16 protein-coding genes are annotated in these 17,840 nt (G+C 72.4%); 6 read left to right on the top strand and 10 right to left on the bottom strand.

The window, feature by feature from the left end; translation table 11 throughout:
* Positions 1-49 precede the first annotated feature (49 nt).
* Positions 50-592, top strand: coding sequence for a hypothetical protein (locus ABZV77_RS41735; protein WP_356268477.1), 543 nt, complete (start codon positions 50-52; stop codon positions 590-592).
* A 161-nt stretch (positions 593-753) separates the two neighbouring features.
* Positions 754-1,758 carry a CopD family protein gene (locus ABZV77_RS41730; protein WP_356268536.1) on the top strand — a complete coding sequence of 335 codons (1,005 nt, stop codon included), beginning with the start codon at positions 754-756 and terminating at the stop codon, positions 1,756-1,758.
* Here the strand turns inward: ABZV77_RS41730 and ABZV77_RS41725 are convergent.
* From ABZV77_RS41725 to ABZV77_RS41680, 10 genes are all read right to left on the bottom strand, one after another.
* Positions 1,727-2,407 carry a lysoplasmalogenase gene (locus ABZV77_RS41725; protein WP_356268475.1) on the bottom strand — a complete coding sequence of 227 codons (681 nt, stop codon included), beginning with the start codon at positions 2,405-2,407 and terminating at the stop codon, positions 1,727-1,729. The genes ABZV77_RS41730 and ABZV77_RS41725 overlap by 32 nt on opposite strands.
* The gene (locus ABZV77_RS41720; protein WP_356268473.1) at positions 2,404-3,318 is read right to left on the bottom strand and encodes a sterol desaturase family protein; all 915 of its coding nucleotides are present in this window, start codon (positions 3,316-3,318) and stop codon (positions 2,404-2,406) included. The genes ABZV77_RS41725 and ABZV77_RS41720 overlap by 4 nt, the downstream gene beginning before the upstream one ends.
* 106 nt (positions 3,319-3,424) lie before the next feature.
* Positions 3,425-4,147, bottom strand: a complete 723-nt coding sequence (locus ABZV77_RS41715; RefSeq protein ID WP_356268471.1) for a VIT family protein — start codon at positions 4,145-4,147, stop codon at positions 3,425-3,427.
* Positions 4,148-4,203: 56 nt separating this feature from the next.
* Positions 4,204-4,854: a hypothetical protein gene (locus tag ABZV77_RS41710; protein ID WP_356268469.1), complete on the bottom strand. Its 651-nt coding sequence runs from the start codon at positions 4,852-4,854 to the stop codon at positions 4,204-4,206.
* Positions 4,851-5,195, bottom strand: a complete 345-nt coding sequence (locus ABZV77_RS41705; protein WP_356268468.1) for a hypothetical protein — start codon at positions 5,193-5,195, stop codon at positions 4,851-4,853. Before ABZV77_RS41705 ends, ABZV77_RS41710 begins: the two co-directional genes overlap by 4 nt.
* Positions 5,196-5,212: 17 nt before the next feature.
* Entirely contained in the window at positions 5,213-10,405 is a 5,193-nt protein-coding gene (locus tag ABZV77_RS41700; protein ID WP_356268466.1) for a caspase family protein, read from the bottom strand.
* Positions 10,406-10,521: 116 nt separating this feature from the next.
* Entirely contained in the window at positions 10,522-11,775 is a 1,254-nt protein-coding gene (locus ABZV77_RS41695) for an amidohydrolase family protein (protein WP_356268464.1), read from the bottom strand.
* On the bottom strand, positions 11,772-13,082 hold the full coding sequence (locus ABZV77_RS41690) for an amidohydrolase family protein (RefSeq protein WP_356268462.1): 1,311 nt from the start codon (positions 13,080-13,082) through the stop codon (positions 11,772-11,774). Before ABZV77_RS41690 ends, ABZV77_RS41695 begins: the two co-directional genes overlap by 4 nt.
* A gap of 15 nt (positions 13,083-13,097) precedes the next feature.
* Complete coding sequence (locus ABZV77_RS41685; protein WP_356268461.1) at positions 13,098-13,982, bottom strand: SDR family NAD(P)-dependent oxidoreductase; 885 nt, start codon at positions 13,980-13,982, stop codon at positions 13,098-13,100.
* 1 nt (position 13,983) lies between these two features.
* Positions 13,984-14,781, bottom strand: coding sequence for an acetoacetate decarboxylase family protein (locus ABZV77_RS41680; RefSeq protein ID WP_356268459.1), 798 nt, complete (start codon positions 14,779-14,781; stop codon positions 13,984-13,986).
* A gap of 150 nt (positions 14,782-14,931) precedes the next feature.
* Here ABZV77_RS41680 and ABZV77_RS41675 point away from each other — a divergent pair, with 150 nt between their 5' ends.
* The 4 genes from ABZV77_RS41675 (at position 14,932) to ABZV77_RS41660 (ending at position 17,749) form a co-directional block, all read left to right on the top strand.
* Entirely contained in the window at positions 14,932-15,540 is a 609-nt protein-coding gene (locus ABZV77_RS41675; RefSeq protein WP_356268534.1) for a TetR family transcriptional regulator, read from the top strand.
* Positions 15,541-15,571: 31 nt separating this feature from the next.
* On the top strand, positions 15,572-16,567 hold the full coding sequence (locus ABZV77_RS41670; RefSeq protein WP_356268458.1) for a DEDDh family exonuclease: 996 nt from the start codon (positions 15,572-15,574) through the stop codon (positions 16,565-16,567).
* Positions 16,568-16,654: 87 nt separating this feature from the next.
* Positions 16,655-16,888, top strand: coding sequence for a hypothetical protein (locus ABZV77_RS41665; RefSeq protein ID WP_356268456.1), 234 nt, complete (start codon positions 16,655-16,657; stop codon positions 16,886-16,888).
* 72 nt (positions 16,889-16,960) lie between these two features.
* Positions 16,961-17,749 (top strand): SURF1 family protein, encoded by a 789-nt coding sequence (locus ABZV77_RS41660; protein ID WP_356268454.1) that lies wholly within the window; start codon positions 16,961-16,963, stop codon positions 17,747-17,749.
* Positions 17,750-17,840 lie beyond the last annotated feature (91 nt).

The following is a 17,840-nucleotide window of genomic DNA, read 5'->3' as shown; positions in this document are numbered from 1 at the left end:
TGGGGGCCGCCCGGCCCTTTCCTGTCGCTCCACGAGAGGATCGTGTGTCATGTACGAGTACAGAAACTCCGAGTTCGTCGTCTCCGGCACGGAGCACTGGGTGGCATGGCCCACCCGCCCCCGGTGGCAGCTGGTGACCCGGTTCGTCGGCACGGTGCTGCTCATGCCGTTCTGGGTCGTGTTCGGGATCGCGATGTTCCTCGGCACCCTCGCCATCGGCCTGATCACCGAGGTGATCGCTGCGGTGAGCTCGTCGTACGAGAAGGCGTTCGACCGGTTCATGGACCGGACGCTGGGCCGCGTCTTCACCCTGCCCCGCTGGTGCGTGCGCTGGTCCGAGGTACGCCACGAGGGGGATGCCGACCACTACCGCGCGGAGGTCGACAAGCTGCTCGCCAAGTGGACGGCCAAGGCGACGGCCCCTCGCATACCCAACAAGTCGATGCCGGTCTCCGAGTGCGAGATCCCGCGGCGCGCCTACCGGGGCTGCGGCGGGCACTACGTCGTCCGGACGGCGACCGCGCAGGGATGGGAGCTGCGGCCCTCGGAGCCGGAGAAGTCGGTCAGGCTGTGGTGGTCGGCGAGCAGTTGACCCGGGAGGGACTCGGGTAGAGATGAGTGACTCGGTCCGATCGGAACACCTTTGCGCCAGTTGTCCCTCAGGACTTGCCCGCCGCCGGGAGCCCTGGTGAAGATCTTGTAGTGAGCCCCATACGACCGTCCGTCGAGCCCGGAGGCGATGCCGCGCCAGGTATACCGGCCACCGCCCCCGTCTCGCACCGCGCCCCGCGCCACCGCCCCTCCGTGGGCCGCGCCGCCGCCGTGCTCGTCCTCGTGGCCGTCGCCGCGCTGATCCCCCTGCTCGGCCCTTCGGCGGCGCTGCAGGGCACCGGTGAGGCCCGCGCGCCCGGCACGGCCGGGATCACGCTCCTGCGGACGGTCCTGTTCGCCGCCCTGTGCGTGCAGCTGGGTGAGGTGTTCGCGACCCGGCTCGCCCGCCGGGTGCCGGGGGCGCCGCTCGACCGGGCGCCGCGCAGCTGGTCGTCGTACGCGGCCTGGGCGGGGTGCGTCGCGGCGCTGGGGCTCGCGGCGATCGTGGCGAACGGCAACCTGGTCCCGCAGGAGCTCTCCGACCTGGACATCGGGCGGCTGTACGACACCCGGGACGGGCGGCTGGCCCTCCTGGAGGTCAACGCGTTCATCGTGGCCGCGCTGTGCGCCCGTTCACGGCGTCCGTCGGGGGCGGTGCTCCCGTTGGCCGCGGTGATCGTCGCGGAGGCGCTGCGGGCCCACCCTCCGGTGGAGGACAACCCACTCCTGGGCAGCGGTCTCACGCTCGTCCATCTGACGTGCGGGGCACTGTGGGCGGGCGGGCTGCTGTACGTCCTGCGCATGCTGCGCCGGTGGCGGACGTCCTCTCCGGAGCAGGCCGTCGCGGTACTGGGGCTCTACGCGCGCGTGGCCGCCGTCCTGTTCGCCGCGATCACGGCGACCGGGGTGTGCAGCACGCTGCGCCGGATGCCCGCGAGCACGGTCGTCGACCAGCTCACCGGGACGGCCTACGGCCGCACCCTGCTCGCCAAGGTGCTGCTCGTGCTGGCCGTCGCACTGCTCGCCCTGCTGGCCCGCCGCAGGCTGCGCCGCACGGCGGACCGCGTCTCTGCCTATGTTCCCGCGCGCGGGGAAGTGATTGCGCTGGGCGTCGTCGTAGTACTGTCCGCGCTGCTCACCGCGGTGCCGGTACCGATTCGCTGGTGACCTCCGGCGCGGTCCGCCCGGCCGCCGCAAGCACTCCCTGGGACAGTAGGTACTGGGCCGCGATGTACGTGAGCATGATCGCGAAGTCGGGCCGGGGCAGCTGGGGCCACTCGGCGACGCCGGTCGCTATGAGGGTGTCCGAGAGCAGGAACAGCGCCCCGCCCGCGCCCGCCGTGGGCCCGAGCGTGGTCGCGCCGAACGCCATGGCGGTGAGCAGCAGGCTGTAGCCCGCCACGGGCCCCCGCATGTCGGCGGGGAGGTCGGGCCAGAGCAGCGCCACGGTGCCGATGAGCGCGAGGGCGTACACGGCCACGAGGCCCGCCCCACGCGCGCGGGGCGCTCCGGTTCCGTACCGCTTGAAGAGCACGAGGTAGCAGACGTGCCCCGCGGCGAACGAGCCCATCCCGGCCAGGAAGGCCAGCTCGGCGTCGAAGAGCAGGAAGGTGTCGCCGCCCCAGCCGAAGAGGAGGGCGGCGACGAGCAGCCGGGGCCCGCGCCGGGCGGCCACGTAGGCCGCCAGGAGCGGCATGAGCAGCGGCTTGCAGACGGCGTGGCCGGGGCCGAAGTCCGCGAGGAGCGCGAGCAGGTCGCCGAGCGCGGCGACGCCGAAGGCGCCGATGAGCAGCCGCGGCGACGGCCGTCCCGTCATGCCGCGCGCTCCGGGACGGTCGCGTCGGAGGCGGGCAGGGCGGCCTGCGGCGCCTCAGAGGCCTCAGAGGTGACGGGCGCCGCGGGCTGCCAGCCGGGGCCGCGGAAGATCCGCCCGGCCCGCTCGCGCCAGCCGGTGGCCGCCTTCAGGTCCTTGGCGATGGCGGCGTACTCGTGGGTCGCCACGCGCAGGGGGTTGTACGTGTGGATGTTCTTCGTGAGGCCGTACACGGGACGGTCGGTCTCGGCCACCCACGAGCCGAACATGCGGTCCCAGATGATGAGGATGCCGCCGAAGTTGCGGTCGAGGTAGCCGCCCTGGGAGGCGTGGTGCACGCGGTGGTGCGAGGGCGTGTTGAAGACGTACTCGAAGGGGCGGGGCAGCTTCCCGATGCGCTCGGTGTGGATCCAGAACTGGTAGACCAGGTTGGCGGACGAGCAGAACGCGAGCGCCGCCGGGTGGACGCCGAGGGCGATCAGCGGCAGGTAGAACGGCCACACCGTCAGGCTCGTCCAGGGCTGGCGGAGCGCGGTGGTGAGGTTGAACTTCTCGCTGGAGTGGTGCACCACGTGGCAGGCCCACAGGACACGGATCACGTGGTGGCCGCGGTGCGACCAGTAGTAGAAGAAGTCCTGCCCGAGCAGCATCAGCGGAACCGTCCACCACAGGACGGGCACGCTCAGCGGTGTCAGTGCGTAGACGCCCGAGTAGATCGCGACGATGGGGATCTTCCACAGGAAGTCGAAGACGAGGCTGCCGAGCCCCATGGTGATGCTGGTCGCGGCGTCCTTGGTCTCGTACCCCACGGCATCGTCGTCGGGATGGATCCGGTGGCTCACGATCTCGACGACGGTGAGCAGCACGAAGGCCGGGATGGACCACAGCACGACATCGGGCAGGTTCGGGGACATGCGTGCACGGTAGAACGGCTGTCGGCCCACGACTAGGGGTTGTTACCGACAAGTATTACCGACGGTACGGGGCGGGTTGTTGGTGATCCTCACCAAAGGAGGCGCCTCAAACGCCGACCGCACCCAGCAGTGCCCCGGCCCCGTAGGTGACCGCCATCGCGAGCGCCCCGCCCGCCATGTTCCGCAGCACCGCGGGACGCACGTCGGCCGCGCCGAGGCGGGCGCTGCCCCAGCCCGTGAGGGCAAGGGCCGCGAGGACGGAGAGCACCGTGACGCCGAGGCGCCAGTCGGCGGGCGGCAGCACGATCGCGAGCAGCGGAAGCAGCGCGCCCACGGTGAAGGCGACGAAGCTGGCCCACGCGGCGTGCCAGGGGTTGGTGAGCTCATCGGGGTCGATGCCGAGCTCCACGCGCGCGTGGGCCCGCAGCGCGTCCCGCTCGGTGAGCTGCCCGGCGGCCTCGCGCGCCACCTCCCGGCTGAGCCCGCGCTCCTCCAACAGCGCGGTCAGCTCGGCAAGTTCCGCCTCCGGCTGCTCGCGCAGCTCGCGCTTCTCCATGGCCAGGGCGGCCTTCTCCGAGTCGCGCTGGGTGGAGACGGAGACGTATTCGCCCGCGGCCATGGACATGGACCCCGCCAGCAGCCCGGCGAGGCCCGCGGTGAGCAGTGCGCCGCGGTCGTCGGTGGCACCCGCGACGCCGACGACGAGTCCCGCGGTGGAGACGATGCCGTCGTTGGCGCCGAGGACGGCGGCCCGCAGCCAGTTGAGCCGGGATCCGAGGGCGCCGCCGTGCGCCTCGTCGTGGTCGGGAGGTTCTGTCCGGTCACTCACCCGGGGAGGGTCTCACCCCGGCCGCCACCCGGCCGCCGGGGCACGCCGTCCCGCGCTCAGCAGCGCGGGACGGCCGTGACCGAGCGCACCTCGTCGGCGGGGATCCGCTGCCGGGAAGGCCCGTCGGACCCTGCCGCCTTCTTGGAGACCAGCAGCACGCCCCGGTCGTCGCTCGCCACGAACTGCCCGCAGCGGGTGCCGTGCCGGGTCTCCACGAGGACGTACGACGCCGCCCCCCGGCCCACCGGGCCCTTCCCCTCCTTCTCCTTCGGCTCGTCCAGGGGCACGGTCCAGCTCACCGCGATCGCCGCGACGATCGCGCACAGCCCGGCCACGGAGCAGCGCCGCGCGGTCGTGAGCGCGTCCTGGGTCCTTTCGACCTCGTCGAGCACTGCCGTGAAGAGCCGGTCGCCGGTGAGCCACGTCTGCGCGCCCAACTGGCCGTGCGCGGCCCGCACCGCGCGGAGGGCCCCCGCCAGGAGCAGCGCGAAGGCCGACACGAGCAGGGCGGCGGTGCACCAGCGCCAGGCCGCGGGCAGACCCGCGACGGATTCCCGCCCCTTCAGTACGAAGACGACGCCGACCAGGCCCGTGAGTCCGGCGAGCCCGTTGCGCCAGCCCTCGGCCTGCTTGCGGACGGCGCTCAGCTGGTCGAGCTGGAGCTGCTGCCCGAGCTGGGCGAACCGCTTCTTGGTGAGGTCGGTCATGGCGCGTCACCGCTCTCGGCGGGTGGCGGCACCGGGACGTCCCAGAAGGCGCCGCAGCCCGCGTCCGGCGACTCCGGGGGCCGGTCGGGGTGCGGGTAGCCGCACTGGCAGTAGACCGGGATCGACCCGGTCAGCGGTTCGGGCCGCACGCGCCGGTGGCGCAGGCGCCTCTTGAGCGGGCCGAGCACACCGTGGGCCACCCGGAAGACGGTGCGGGCCCGGCAGGTGGGGCAGCGGCCGGTCACGGTGTACCAGCGGCCGTCCGGCGAGCGCACCACGGTGAAGTCGTCGACGGGCTGGACTTCCGCCTCCTGGAAGGGAGTCGGCTGATGGTCGGGCATACGGGCCTTCCGGGAACTCAGTCCGCGGCGCGCCGGTACGGGAGCGCGGGCGGGAAGGGGGCGGGCTCGGCGGGGCAGTCGGCGGGCAGGGTCAGGCCGAACAGCGGGGCGTACAGGGCGAGCCGGTCACGTACCCAGTGCGTGGCCTCCTCGACCTCGCGGGCGGCGACGGCGATGTGACCGGGCGGCACCTGTCCGGCCAGGGCGGGGGCACGGCCCGTGTACCGCGCGGTGAGCAGGATCAGGTCCTGCCAGCACGGCACGGTCGTCATCTCCGGGCGCGCCATGGTCAGTTCGACGCCGAAGGGGCGGTAGAGCGCGATCCTGTCCCAGGCCCGGTCCACGGGCCAGCCGAAGCGGGCGGCGACGCGGACGAGATCGATGGGGGTGACGCGGCGGTCGCCGCCGACCAGGTCGTCCTGGAAGAGGGCGGTGTCGTGCGGGGTCGGCCGGTGCTCGCGCCACGCCCGGTCGCCGCCCGTGATCTGCCGCCACGGGGCGCCGAGTTCGGAGTACACGGAGAGGATGTCCAGGCTCTCCCCCAGCGTGCGGTCCCCCTCGCGGGCATGTGCGATCAGGAGGGGTACGTCGGAGTCCTCGCGCCAGATCACGCCCCGCTGGCCTCGCAGGCAGCAGGCGGCGGCATCCGCCTTGGACGGGCGCACCCCGGCGAGCTGCTCCGGGGACGGCAGCCTCAGCGGGGCGTCGTAGCCGGTCAGGGGGCCGAGAGCGGCGAGCCGGTCGAAGGCGGCGCCGAGCGACCGCCCGGTGGCCGCCGCGGCCACCAGTCCGTAGGGCATGTCGAGAGCGTCCTGCTCGTCACTGAACCCGGTGAATTCCGCGAACCCGGTGAATTCCGCCCGGTCCAGCAACCCGTGCAGGCCCAGGTCGTTTGGCAGCAACGCTAGGTCATCACTGGTCAACTCCCGCCAACTGTCGACGAGTCCGGGCGCCGAAGAATGTACGACACCGCCGGCCGCGAGCCGTACGAGGGCCTGGCGCACCTGCTCGGCCTCGGCCCGCACGCCCTGGACCGCGAGCGCCGTGTTGGCGAGCGGGGCGGGGATCGGCCGCAGACTCAGCGGACGGAAGCGGCCACGGGGCCCCTTCAGCAGCTCGCAGTCGAGCCTGCTGGATACGTGACCGGCGAGCTCACCAAGGTTGGGGACTTCCAGGCCCAGCGCATCGAAGGTCTCGGCGTACCGCTCGACGACTTCGGCGAACGTCACGGACAGCTCCGCCGAGGCAATGACCATCTGCACGAGCGACACCTTCGCGTCGTCCGTGCGCAGGCTGAAGAACCGGGAGAACGCGTCCTGCTCACTGTCGGTGAGGCCACGGCGCTCACGGGTGGGCCGCGCATCGGCGGGCCGCTCGACAGGGGGGAGCTCGGGCAACCCCAGCCAGGCGTAGCTTCGCAGCGTCTCTTCGTACACTTGAGGGTCCGGACGGTCGCCGCGCCCGGCACGCCCCGCGTACCAGGGGTGCCAGGACAGGGCGTGGAGCTCCTCAGCAGTGGCCACGTGCTCGGCGGGCGACCGCGAGACGGTGTCCGGGGCGCGGAAGGCGAACCCGACCGCGGCGAACCGCCGGATCCGGTCCAGCGCTTCCCGCAGCGGAAGACCGGCCTTCATGGAGAACCGTTCGAGGAGCCAGGGCACGTCCTTGATGCCGTCGTTCTCGGGGTCGCGCCGCCAGTAGACCCGCAAGCTGTCATAGGACCCTGCGCCCAGGAGCAGGCGACGGTCGACGGCATCCAAGTCCATGGCGTGGACCGCTTCGAGGTCGAGCACCTCGGGAACGTCGATGCCCGTGATGGCGTGCCGCCTGCACCGGATGAGCAGCCGGCCGAGCGTGCACTCCTCGGGCATCGGCGGCAGGGCGGCCCGGAGCGGGAAGTCGGACGCGTACAGGTAGCCCTCGACGGCCCGGGCCTCCCAGGCGCGCGGAGACGGATACCCCTCGATGGAATCCGGTACCGGAAGGTGCAGCTGCCGTTCGCCCCGCCTGACCCCGACGTCCCGCAGAAGGCCCGACCGCCAGGCGAGAAGGCGTTCGTCCGCCGACGAGTAGCCGAACCTGGACGCGTCACGCTGGGCGGCGAGGGCCATATCGGTGGCGAAGTAGCCCACCCGGCGGAACGGGATCAGGGTCGCCTGGTCCCAGGTCAGCACGGACGCGACGTGGGCGTCCTCGGCCAGCATCCGTGCCGTGATCCGCGCGGCCGCTTCCGGCACCCACCAGGCGAAGTCCCAGAGCCACTCCAGGTAGAACCACTCCGGCGCCTCGAACTGCGCACCGGCATCGACGATCTCGTGTGTCACCCACTCCTGGTCGTAGGAGAAGACCCGGGTTCTGCTGGTGCTGATGTCCGGCGCGTGGGTCCCCCTGAGGTCCATCACGCAACCGAACGGGAAGCCCTGCTGCCGGGATTCCGAACGCTCCTCGAAGTCGTCCTGCCGTTGCCACCGGGGCAGGTGGAACTCCATCTGTCCCGCCTCCGCCCCCGGCTCTCCCACCAGCACCCCGTCGGCCAGCAGCCGCCCCGCCCCCGGCACCCACCACAGATCCCGCGACGCCCGCACCGCCCGTGAGGCGTCCCCTTCGTAGTAGAGCGTGTCCGGCTCCCACTCGCGCACGGTGTGTCCGTCGCGCTCCACCCGCATGACGAAGTCGGTGCGCCACACCAGCGCCCCCAGTTGGGCCGCCACGTCGACGGCATCGTCCTGGAGGTAGAGCCGCACTGTGGTCCCGCCGCCGGGCTGCGACTCGTCCTGGGGCTTGATGCGGAACAGACTGCCGCTGGACGCGATGTCCACGCGCAGCCCCTGGCCGGACTCGGGGCGGCCGTATCCGTCCGTCGCGCGCGTGCGGATGCTGATCTCGTCAGCCAGCATGAAGTAGCTGAACACCCCGACGCCGAAGCGGCTGTTGGGGTAGATGCGCAGATTCTCGTCGGCCCGCCGCCAGCGCGCCTGTTCCCTGCGGTATTCGCGGGACTGCTCGAAGCGGCGACCCGCGCGCGAGAAGGTGCCCCGCAGCGCGTCACGGCCCATGCCGACGCCGTTGTCCGCGCACTCCACGTAGGGGCGGCCCTCGTCGTCGACGCCCTGCCGGAAGACGATCTCGCCCTGCCAGGTGTACGGGATCTTCTTGTCGGCCGCCCCGTAGCGCAGCCTGGCCTGGCGGTAGCGGCAGGCGTCCAGCGCGTTCTGGTAGAGCTCGCGCAGGGCGAGGTTGGGGTCGCCGTACAGCTGGGTGCCCATGAGGAGTTCGCGCATCTCGTCCTCGGCGAGGCCGAAGCGCATCAGCGGGACGCCGTAAAGGGTCTCCTTGGCCAGCGTGTCCCACTCGGGCCTGAGGCGGCGGCAGGTGACCCGCCCGGGAAGGTGCGCGAGGGCCGGGTCCGGCGCCGCGCCCGCGTGCTCCCGCACCCGCTGCACGGCGTCGTCCGCCCAGCCGGTCAGTGTCTCCAGGGCGGCGTGCACGGCCGGGTGCGGGCACTGCAGATCGAGGTCGACGGTCCGGGTGTACTGGCCTCTGGCCCAGCGCAACCCCCGTACGCTCGCGATGGCCTGGCCGGGCACGAGGCCGTCGGTGACACCGATGTTGTCGACGAGGACGCCGGGCAGGTCCCTCAGGTCGCCGCCGAGCAACCCCGCGACGGCGATCAGCCAGGACAGCTCGCGGGGGCGCCAGCTCTCCGTCACCTCGCTCGTTCCCGGGGCGCCGGAGTGCACGAGTTCGGTGAGTCGGTAGGGCGGTTCGCGGTCGTCGCCGCCCGGCTGCGCGGGTACGACGCCGGTCTGGCGGCACACGCGCACGAGTTCGTCGACGAGTTCCGCCACACGCGGGGCCGGTGTGCCCTCACCAAGCAGCGCCCTGGCCAGCGGGCGAAGGAGCTGGGCGACGTACGCGTCGTCCCACAGCTCCTCCTTGCCCCGCACGTGCCGGTGCATGAGCCAGGCGGCGACGGCCCGTGCGTCCTCGTCGCGCCCCCGGCCCGCCAGCTCGCGACCCTTGCGCCAGATCAACGCATGGGCGGCAAAGGTGTGTTCGAGATCCGCGCGCTCAGTGTCCGCCCCGGGACCACCGACGGCGGGTTCGAGCCGGAAGGCGTCGGCCGCGACGGCCGCCTTGACGCCGAGGGCGTACAGCGCCTCCCGCACGAAGGGAGCCGCCGCGAGGACCGCGAGCTCACCCGCGTCCAGGAGCGGCCCGCCCTGCGTCTGCGAGGGCGCCAGGAGCAGCCTCAGGCCCTTGGTGAGGACGCGTACGGGATAGTCGTCGTCCGCCCACGGGTCGTGCACCCCCGCCGTCGCGGAGTCGCACCACCGGGCGCACTCCCGGGTGAGCTGGACGAGTGCCCGCTGAAGCGCCGCGCGCCGTTCGTCGTCGCAGCGGGCGGCCGCCCACAGCTCGGGATCGCGGACCGCGCGCGCCCACGACTCCTGAAGGGTGCGTCCGGTGCACAGCGGCACCGCGGCGATGGCGTCGGGGCCGCTCGGCGCGTACTGCGGGGCGGGGGTCTGCGCCTGCCGTGCCGCGCGGGCCAGTTCGGTGGTCCTCCTGGTGGCGTACGCGATGACGTCACCGACGGTGCGCGGCGCGGTGTCGGCGGCCAGGGCCTCGGCGAGGGCGCGTGTGAAGTGGCTGCCGTGCTCCCCGTCGGAGCCGCAGCTCTGGCCCTGGCCGCAGCCGAACAGGACGGCCACGCGGTCGTGTCCCGCGGGGAAGGCGGTGGCGCGGCCACCCTCGGACCGGCCGCCCTCGTCCGCCGGGTCGCGGCAGGCGTCGACGGTGAGCAGGACGGTGTCCGCCCGGCTGCCGCGGAGGAGCGCGGCCAGGTCAAGACCGATAAGGCTGTCGAGCGCGACCTCGGGCGGTTCGGTGGCCCAGCTCAACTGGGCGTCGGCGGGCACGAGATGGTCGGCGCCGCCGACGGCGAGGCCGTGTCCGGTGAAGTGGATCAGGACGACGCCGTCCTCCGGCGCGGTGCAGCAGATGCGGCTGATCGCGCTCCGGATGCGGGAGCGCTGGGCGGGCCTGTCGGGTTCGAGGCCGAGCACCTCGACGCTGTACCCCGACGCGTGCAGCGACTCGGTGAGCAGCTCCGCGTCCCGCCGGACGGCGGGTGTCAACTCCTCGAACTTCTCCTCAAGTTCGTACCGCGGCACCGCGATGACCAGCGCTCTCCTGCTTTCCCCCACGGCCTGCCGCCTCCCCCTGCCGGTCAACTTCGCGCGGGCCAGGATCCCATAGGGGGGCCGGGGCGTCTCCCGAAAACGGGTGCCGCCCCGGCGTACCGCTCATCAACCGCCGTGCGTCACCAGACCCTCACCGACCCTCCCGTCGCGAACACGGGGCTCGTCGCGTCGGCGGGTGTCTTCTTGAGGGGGTCGTCCAGTTCTCCGACCGTGGGTCCCACGCGCGCGGCGATCTGTCCGAGCCGTTCCAGGTCGAAGCCGTAGACGCGGGCCGCGTTGCCGCCGACCATGGCGGCGATCTCGTCCCTGGGGAGACCTGCGTAGGAGATGCGCAGGCCCTCGCGCGAGTAGGGATACGTCCCCTCGTCGTGCGGGTAGTCGCTGCCCCACATGATCTTGTCGAGGCCGATCCGGTCGCGCATGGCCGCCTCGTGGGGGCGCATGAAGCTGGCGCCCACGAAGCAGTTGTCGCGCCACACTTCGGAGGGCCCCTTGCCCATCGCGTCGGCGAGGCCCGCGCCGAACTTCGACTCCGCCGTCCCCGCGCCGCCCGCCCGTTGCGCCGCGGCGACCAGGCGCGCGTGGTAGTAGTCCAGCATGTCGAGCACCCCGGGGATCCAGCCCGAGCCCTGCTCGGTGAGGACCAGCTTGAGCTCCGGGTGGCGGCGGAAGGCCCCGCCGAAGGCGAGGTGCCACAGCGCCCGGTGCGAGAACCACGTCGTCTCGACCATGAACACCGCGCGCGCGGCCGGTTCCTCGCCGAGCGGCGGCGATGCCGAGCCCGCGTGGTGGTTGACCGGCACGCCCAGTTCGGCACAGGCCGTCCAGATCGGGTCGTACGCCGCCGAGTAGAGCTCGGGCAGGCCCGAGCCAGGCGGGGTGCCGGGCAGCATGAGGCCGCCCGTCAGGCCCGCCTCCACCGACCGGTGGATCTCCTCCACGGCCAGGTCCACGTCGTTCAGGAGGATCTGGAAGACGCCCGCCCTGCGGCCGGGCGCGGCGGCGCAGAAGTCCGCGAGCCAGCGGTTGTGGGCGCGCAGACCGGCCCAGCGCTGCTCGAACTCCTCGGGGGTCGGGGCCGGGGCCATCAGGGACGCCGAGGGGAAGAAGGGCGGGATGGTGTTGGGGAAGACGACCTCGGCGACGATGCCGTCCGCCTCCAGTTCGGCGACGCGGCGGTCGGAGTTCCAGTTGCGGTCCGCGGTGTCCGCGAGGAGGTCCTCGTACGGATTGACGTAGGTGGCCGCCCAGTCGTCGAACGCGTCGTGGTGGCGCGACTCCAAGTACGGCCGGTAGTCCAGGAGATCGGCTCCCGCGTGGCAGTCCGCGGAGATGACGGTGTAGCGGTCCTCGCTGCTGTGCCGTGAACTCATGCGTCCGCCCCCAGTACCGGGAAGTCGTGGTCGGTCAGCCAGTGGCGGCCCACCTCGCGCGAGCGCGCCCAGGAGGCCTCCACGGACGCCTGGGCCGCGCCCTCGGTGGCCTGGCCGAGGTCGGCGGGTGTCGGGCCGATGCGGTGGGCCAGCGGCGCGAGCTCCGCGGTGTCGAAGCCGAAGACCTCGGCCGCCGCCAGACCCAGCATCCGGCGGGTCTCCCCCACCGGAATGTCGTGGAAGGTCTTCTTCAGCCACGCGCGCGTGTCGGGCCAGGTGCCCTCGGGGTGCGGGAAGTCGCTGCCCCACAGGATGTTGTCGACGCCTATCTCGTACCGCTGGGCGAGCTCGCGCCGCTTGGTGTTGGTGGCGCAGACGAAGAGCTGCCGGTCCAGGTACTCGTGCGGCGGGCGCTTCAGCTCCTCGAACGGGGAGAGCTTCTTGCCGCCGTGCGCGCCCAGGTAGAGGCGGTCCATGAACCACAGGAGGTTCGGCAGCCACCAGCAGCCCGACTCCGCGACGCCGAACTTCAGCCCCGGGTGGCGTTCGAAGACACCGGACCAGAGCATGAACCACAGGGGCCGGGCGGGCCACCAGGTCACTTCGGAGACGTAGATCCCGAGGTGGTCGCCGTACTCGTGGCGTGGCGCCGCTCCGGAGTGGGTGACCACGGGCATCGCGCACTCGGCCGCCGCGGCCCACACCGGGTCGTAACGCCGTTCGTGGTAGGGCGCCTTGTCGACCCACATGGAGGGGATCATCAGCGCGCCGAGCCCCGACTCCTTGGCGCGGTGGACCTCGGCGACGACCCGGTCGACCTCTCCGGTGATGGGCAGCAGGGCGACACCGCAGTGCCGTTCGGGGTGCTCGGAGACGAATTCGGCGAGCCAGCGGTTGTGCGCCTGCGCGCCCGCCATGCCGAGCTCCGGGTCCTGGTCTCCGGAGAGGCCGAGCCCGACCCCGAAGGGCGCGGCCGTCTGGCTGTCCACGGCGTCCGCGTCGGGGAAGACGACCTCGGCGGCCACCCCGTCGCCGTCCAGCTCCTTGAGGCGCTGCGCGGAGTCCCAGCCGCCGCGCAGGCCCTCTTCGTTGTCGTTGAACCACTTCTCGGCGAAGGCGTCGTTGCGGATGCCGAGGCGGGTCGACTCCTCGCGGCGGGCCTGCGCCTGGCCGAGGAATTCGTCGAACTGGCGGTGGAAGCGGCTGTCGAGGTAGGGCCGGTACTCCTCGGTGGGGAGCCCGGCGTGGCAGTCGGAGGAGATGATCAGGTAGGGATCGGGATCGTTCTGGTGGTCCTGGTCGGTCATCGGTCACACGCCCCTTCAGTCCAGGATGAAGCTCTCCAGGTACGCCGGGTCGGCCCGGTCCAGCATCGAGCGCGACCTCGCCTTGATCTGCCGGTCGCTGTGCTCGCTCTCCGGAAGCAGCCAGAAGCGGTCGGCCGCGATGCCTTCGGCCACGAAGTCCGCGACCTGCTCGACCGGCGTGAACTCGATCTCCTGGCCCGCCTCCTTCATGGCGGCCTCCCACTGGCCGAGGCTGCGGTAAGGAGTCCTGCGGGGGCGGGACTTGGCGTACCGGCCCGGCCGGTTGCGGTGCGACTCCCACAGGCCGGTGCGGAGCATGTGGGGGCCGGGGAAGAGCACCGAGGCGCCCACGCGCGCGTGCTCCGCCTTCAGGTGCGCGTACAGCGACTCGGTCATCGTGACCACGGCGGCCTTGGTGACCGCGTACACGGAGGCGGTGGGCAGCGGCGCGATGCCGCCGTCACCGGACGAGGTGTTGACGACGTGGCCCGCCTCGCCGCCCGCGATCATCCGGGGCACGAAGGCCTGGATGCCGTGGAAGACACCCCAGACGTTGACCTCGAAGGCCCACTTCCAGTCGTTCGGCTCGTGCTCCCACATGCGTCCCTCGGCGCCCGAGCCGACCCCCGCGTTGTTGCACAGCACATGGACGGCGCCGAACCTGTCGTACGCCTCGTCGGCGAGGGCGAAGACCTGCTCGCGCACCCCGACGTCCACCACGCGCGCGTGCACCGCCGCGCCGTCCTCCCGCAGGGAGGCGGCCGCCTTCTCCAGTGCGCTCTCCTCGACGTCCGCGAGGACCACCCGCAGGCCGTCCGCCGCGAACCGGCGCGCCATGGCGAGCCCGATGCCGCTCGCCGCGCCCGTGACGACGGCGACCTGTCCCGTGCGCAGCTCCATCTCAGGCGCTCCCCTCGGGCGGACCGTCGAGGATCTGTGCGGGGTCGTCGTAGCGCTGGTGGATGTAGGGCAGCAGGGCCTGCGCGTCGACGCGCTCGACGACGCGGCCCTGCTGGTCGGTGGTCTTCTCGCCGATGGTGATCTCGACGAGGGAGCGCACCGGCAGGTCGGCCACCGGGTCGTACATCGACTCGCGCAGCACCACGTCCCCGGTGACGGCCTCCAGCTTGCGGACCTTCTCGTTGCGCACGCAGTGCACGAGCACGGGGTCCGCGTCGAAGCCCGAACCGTCCACCGCGGGCAGGAACTTGAAGTAGAAGTCGGTCTTCCGGGTCGGCTCCGGCAGCGGCAGGGGGCCGCTGACCGCGCCGCGCACCTCGACGAAGGCGATGCCGTGCCGGGCGAGGCGGGCGCTCACCACCAGGCCGTCGCGCTCGACCTCCACCTCGCCGAGCTTCTTCGGCTCCCCGAAGACCTCGCGCCCGCCGATCAGGGCCCGCTCGTGGGTCATCGGCATCACCAGCGGATACCAGCCCCGCACTCCCCCGTGCTCGGCGGCGACGGCGACCGAGCCCGCGCCCAGCGGATAGCCGGGCAGGTCGACCTTGCTGATGTTCACCCGCACCAGGGGCTGCCCGGTGGGCTTCAGCGGTGGCGGCAGGACCGCCGCGACCGCGTCCGGATCGCTCTCCCAGACGGCCACCACGCCCGTGGACCAGATGTCGGGGAGCTTGGAACTCGCGGTGCGCGCGGCGGCGATCTCCGCCTCGTCGCGCGCTCCATAGCGAATGCGTGCCATGTCGTACCACCCTTCGTCGGCGCGGACCGAGGGGTCCGCGGGCGGGACTTGCGGCGGTTCTGTAACACAGTTACAACAGGACTCGTGAAGGGTAAAGAGACGCAACGCGAAGAGGCACGGAACCAGCCGTCCCAGGAGCCCCGCGCGCATCTGGACCGGGAGACGGTCCTCGCCGCCGCCGCCCGCCTCGTCAAGCGGCACGGCCCGCAGGCCCTGACGATGCGCGCGCTCGCCGCCGAGCTCGGCACCGCCGTCACCTCGATCTACTGGCACGTCGGCAACCGCGAGTCGCTCCTGGACGCCCTCGTCGAGCGCACCCTCGCCGACCTCGGTGAGATCCGCGCCACCGGCCGCACCCCCGCACAGCGCGTCGCCTCCGTGGCCCGCGCCCTGCGCCGCCAGCTCCTGGACCACCCGCACCTCGTCGCGATGGTCCACGAACGGGGTCTGACGGAGAGGATGTTCCTGCCCGCCCAGCGCACGCTCGTGCACGAGGTCCACGAGGCGGGCCTGCGCGGCGTCCGCGCCGCCGAGGCCGTACGCGCCGTCCAGGTCCACGTCGTCGGCCACGTCCTGGTCGAGCGCAACCGGGAGCGGGCCCCCGTGCAGCGGCCCGGCGAGGACGAGTTGTGGACGGCGCAGGCGGCGGAGCAGGACGGTGCGCTCGCCCGTGCGCTGGCGGGACCCCTCGATCCGGAGGCGCTTTTCGCCACCTCGGTCAGGGCTCTGGTGGCCGGGCTTCTCGGACCGGCGCCCTGACTGTCGGTCGTGGCCCGTATCCTCATGGACCATGCTCGAAGACCACACGACCGCAGCGTCCGCAGTGCCCTGGCCGGCCGCGTATCCAACGGGATACGCGGTCGTCGACGTGGAGACCACCGGCCTGGCCCGCGACGACCGCATAGTGTCGGCCGCCGTCTACCGCGTGAGCGCCCGGGGAGACATCGAGGACCACTGGTACACGCTGGTCAACCCCCAGCGCGACCCGGGCCCCGTCTGGATCCACGGCCTCACCAGCGAGATGCTCGCGGACGCCCCGCTCTTCAAGGACGTCGCCGAGGAGTTCGCGGCCCGGCTCGACGGCCGCGTCCTCGTCGCGCACAACGCCGTCTTCGACTGGTCGATGATCGCGAGGGAGTACGCGCGCGCGGAGCGCACGGCCCCCGTGCGTCAACGCCTGTGCACCATCGCGCTCTCCAAGGAGCTGGCGCTGCCGCTGCCCAACCACAAGCTGGAGTCCCTGGCCGCGCACTTCGGCGTGGAGCAGCGCCACGCGCACAATGCCCTGGACGACGCACGCGTGCTCGCCGAGGCGTTCCGCCCCAGCCTGCTTGCGGCGGCCGGGGACAACGTCCGCCTGCCGCTCCTGGAGTGCCGGCCGCTCACCGAGTGGTCGGACGGCGCGCCCCGCATCGGCCGCCAGCAGACGGGCCCGGCGCCCGCCTCGTCGTACCGGCCGGGAAGTTGGCGCCCCTCGCGCAAGCGCCAGCCGTGCCCGTACCCGAACCCGGGACGGTATGAACCGGGCAAACCGCTCAAGCAGGGCATGCGGGTCGCGTTCTCCGGAGACACCTCCGTGGAGCGCGAACTCCTGGAGGACCGCGCGGTGGACGCCGGGCTGCACATCGCGACGAGTGTGTCCCGCCTCACGAGCCTGCTCGTCACGAACGACCCGGACTCCGGCACCTCCAAGACGGTCAAGGCACGCTCGTTCGGCACCCCGGTGATCGACGAGGCGGCCTTCGGGCAGCTCCTCCAGGACGTGGCACCCGCCACGGAGTCGTAACCGCACAGGCGTCAGACGGGTGATTGCCGCACGACTCGCCCGCCGACCGCTCGCCCCGCACCGCCGCGGCGTCCCACCCTGTGGCGCATGGCACGTTGCGAGGTCTGCGGAAACGACTACGGCATGTCCTTTGAAGTGCACGCCCAAGGGGCCGTGCACGTCTTCGACAGCTTCTCCTGCGCCATCCACCGCATGGCGCCCATCTGCGAGCACTGCCGGTGCCGCATCATCGGCCAGGGCGTCGAGGCGGACGGCCACTGGTACTGCGGCGCCCACTGCTCGCGCGCGGAAGGGCGGGTGGGCATCGTCGACCGGGTGTGATCACGGCGGTTCCCGGCCCCCGTCGGGACCCGCCCGACAGGGGCCGAACCATGCCGGGGTACCGTCAATGCCGTGTACCGCTTCCTGTTGTCCCGGCAGTGGGTGATCCTCACCCTCATCGCTCTCGTACTCATCCCCGTGATGATCGAGCTGGGTTTCTGGCAGCTGCACCGGCACGAGCACCGTGTCGCGCAGAACCAGCGGATCTCCGACGCCCTGGCCGCCGACCCCGTCCCGGCCGAGCAGCTCACCTCGCCCGGCCACGAGGTGCCCAGAGGCGATCTCTACCGCCGGGTGAGCGCCAAGGGGACGTACGACACCGAGCACGAGGTCGTGGTGCGGCGCCGCACCAACTCCGACGAGGCGGTCGGCTTCCACGTCCTGACGCCGTTCGTCCTGGACGACGGCAAGGTCCTGCTCGTCAACCGCGGCTGGATCCCCGCCGACGGCCCGCAGACCGCCTTCCCCAAGATCCCCGCGCCCCCCAAGGGTGAGCTGACCATCACCGGCCGTCTGATGGCCGACGAGACGTCCGCCGCCAGCGGCATCAAGGACGTCCGCGGGCTGCCGGACCGTCAGATCATGCTGATCAGCAGCGGCCAGCAGGCCGACGCCCTGGGCAAGCAGGTCCTCGGCGGATACGTCGAGCAGTCCGCGCCCGAGACGAAGGACAACTCCCCCCAGCTGATCGGCGAGCCCGACCACAGCGGCATCGGCCCGCACATGGCGTACGCGGTCCAGTGGTGGCTGTTCGCCGCGGGCGTCCCGGTCGGCTGGGTGGTCCTGGTCCGCAGGGAGAAGCGCGACCGCGCGGCAGCCGCCCAGGCCACCACTCCGGAAGCGGCCCCGGCAGCCGTCTAGGGCCTGTGTCGGAAGTCCCGTCGTTCGCCCGGAGGGCGGGCCCCGCGGCGTCCGGTGCGTGCGATCGCAAGGCGGAGGGTCGCCCCGATAC

The sequence above is a fragment of the Streptomyces sp. NPDC004732 genome, from assembly GCF_040609235.1.
Classification (GTDB): domain Bacteria; phylum Actinomycetota; class Actinomycetes; order Streptomycetales; family Streptomycetaceae; genus Streptomyces.
Note: the sequence above shows the minus strand (reverse complement) of the source record. Positions and strands in the feature narration are given on the sequence as shown.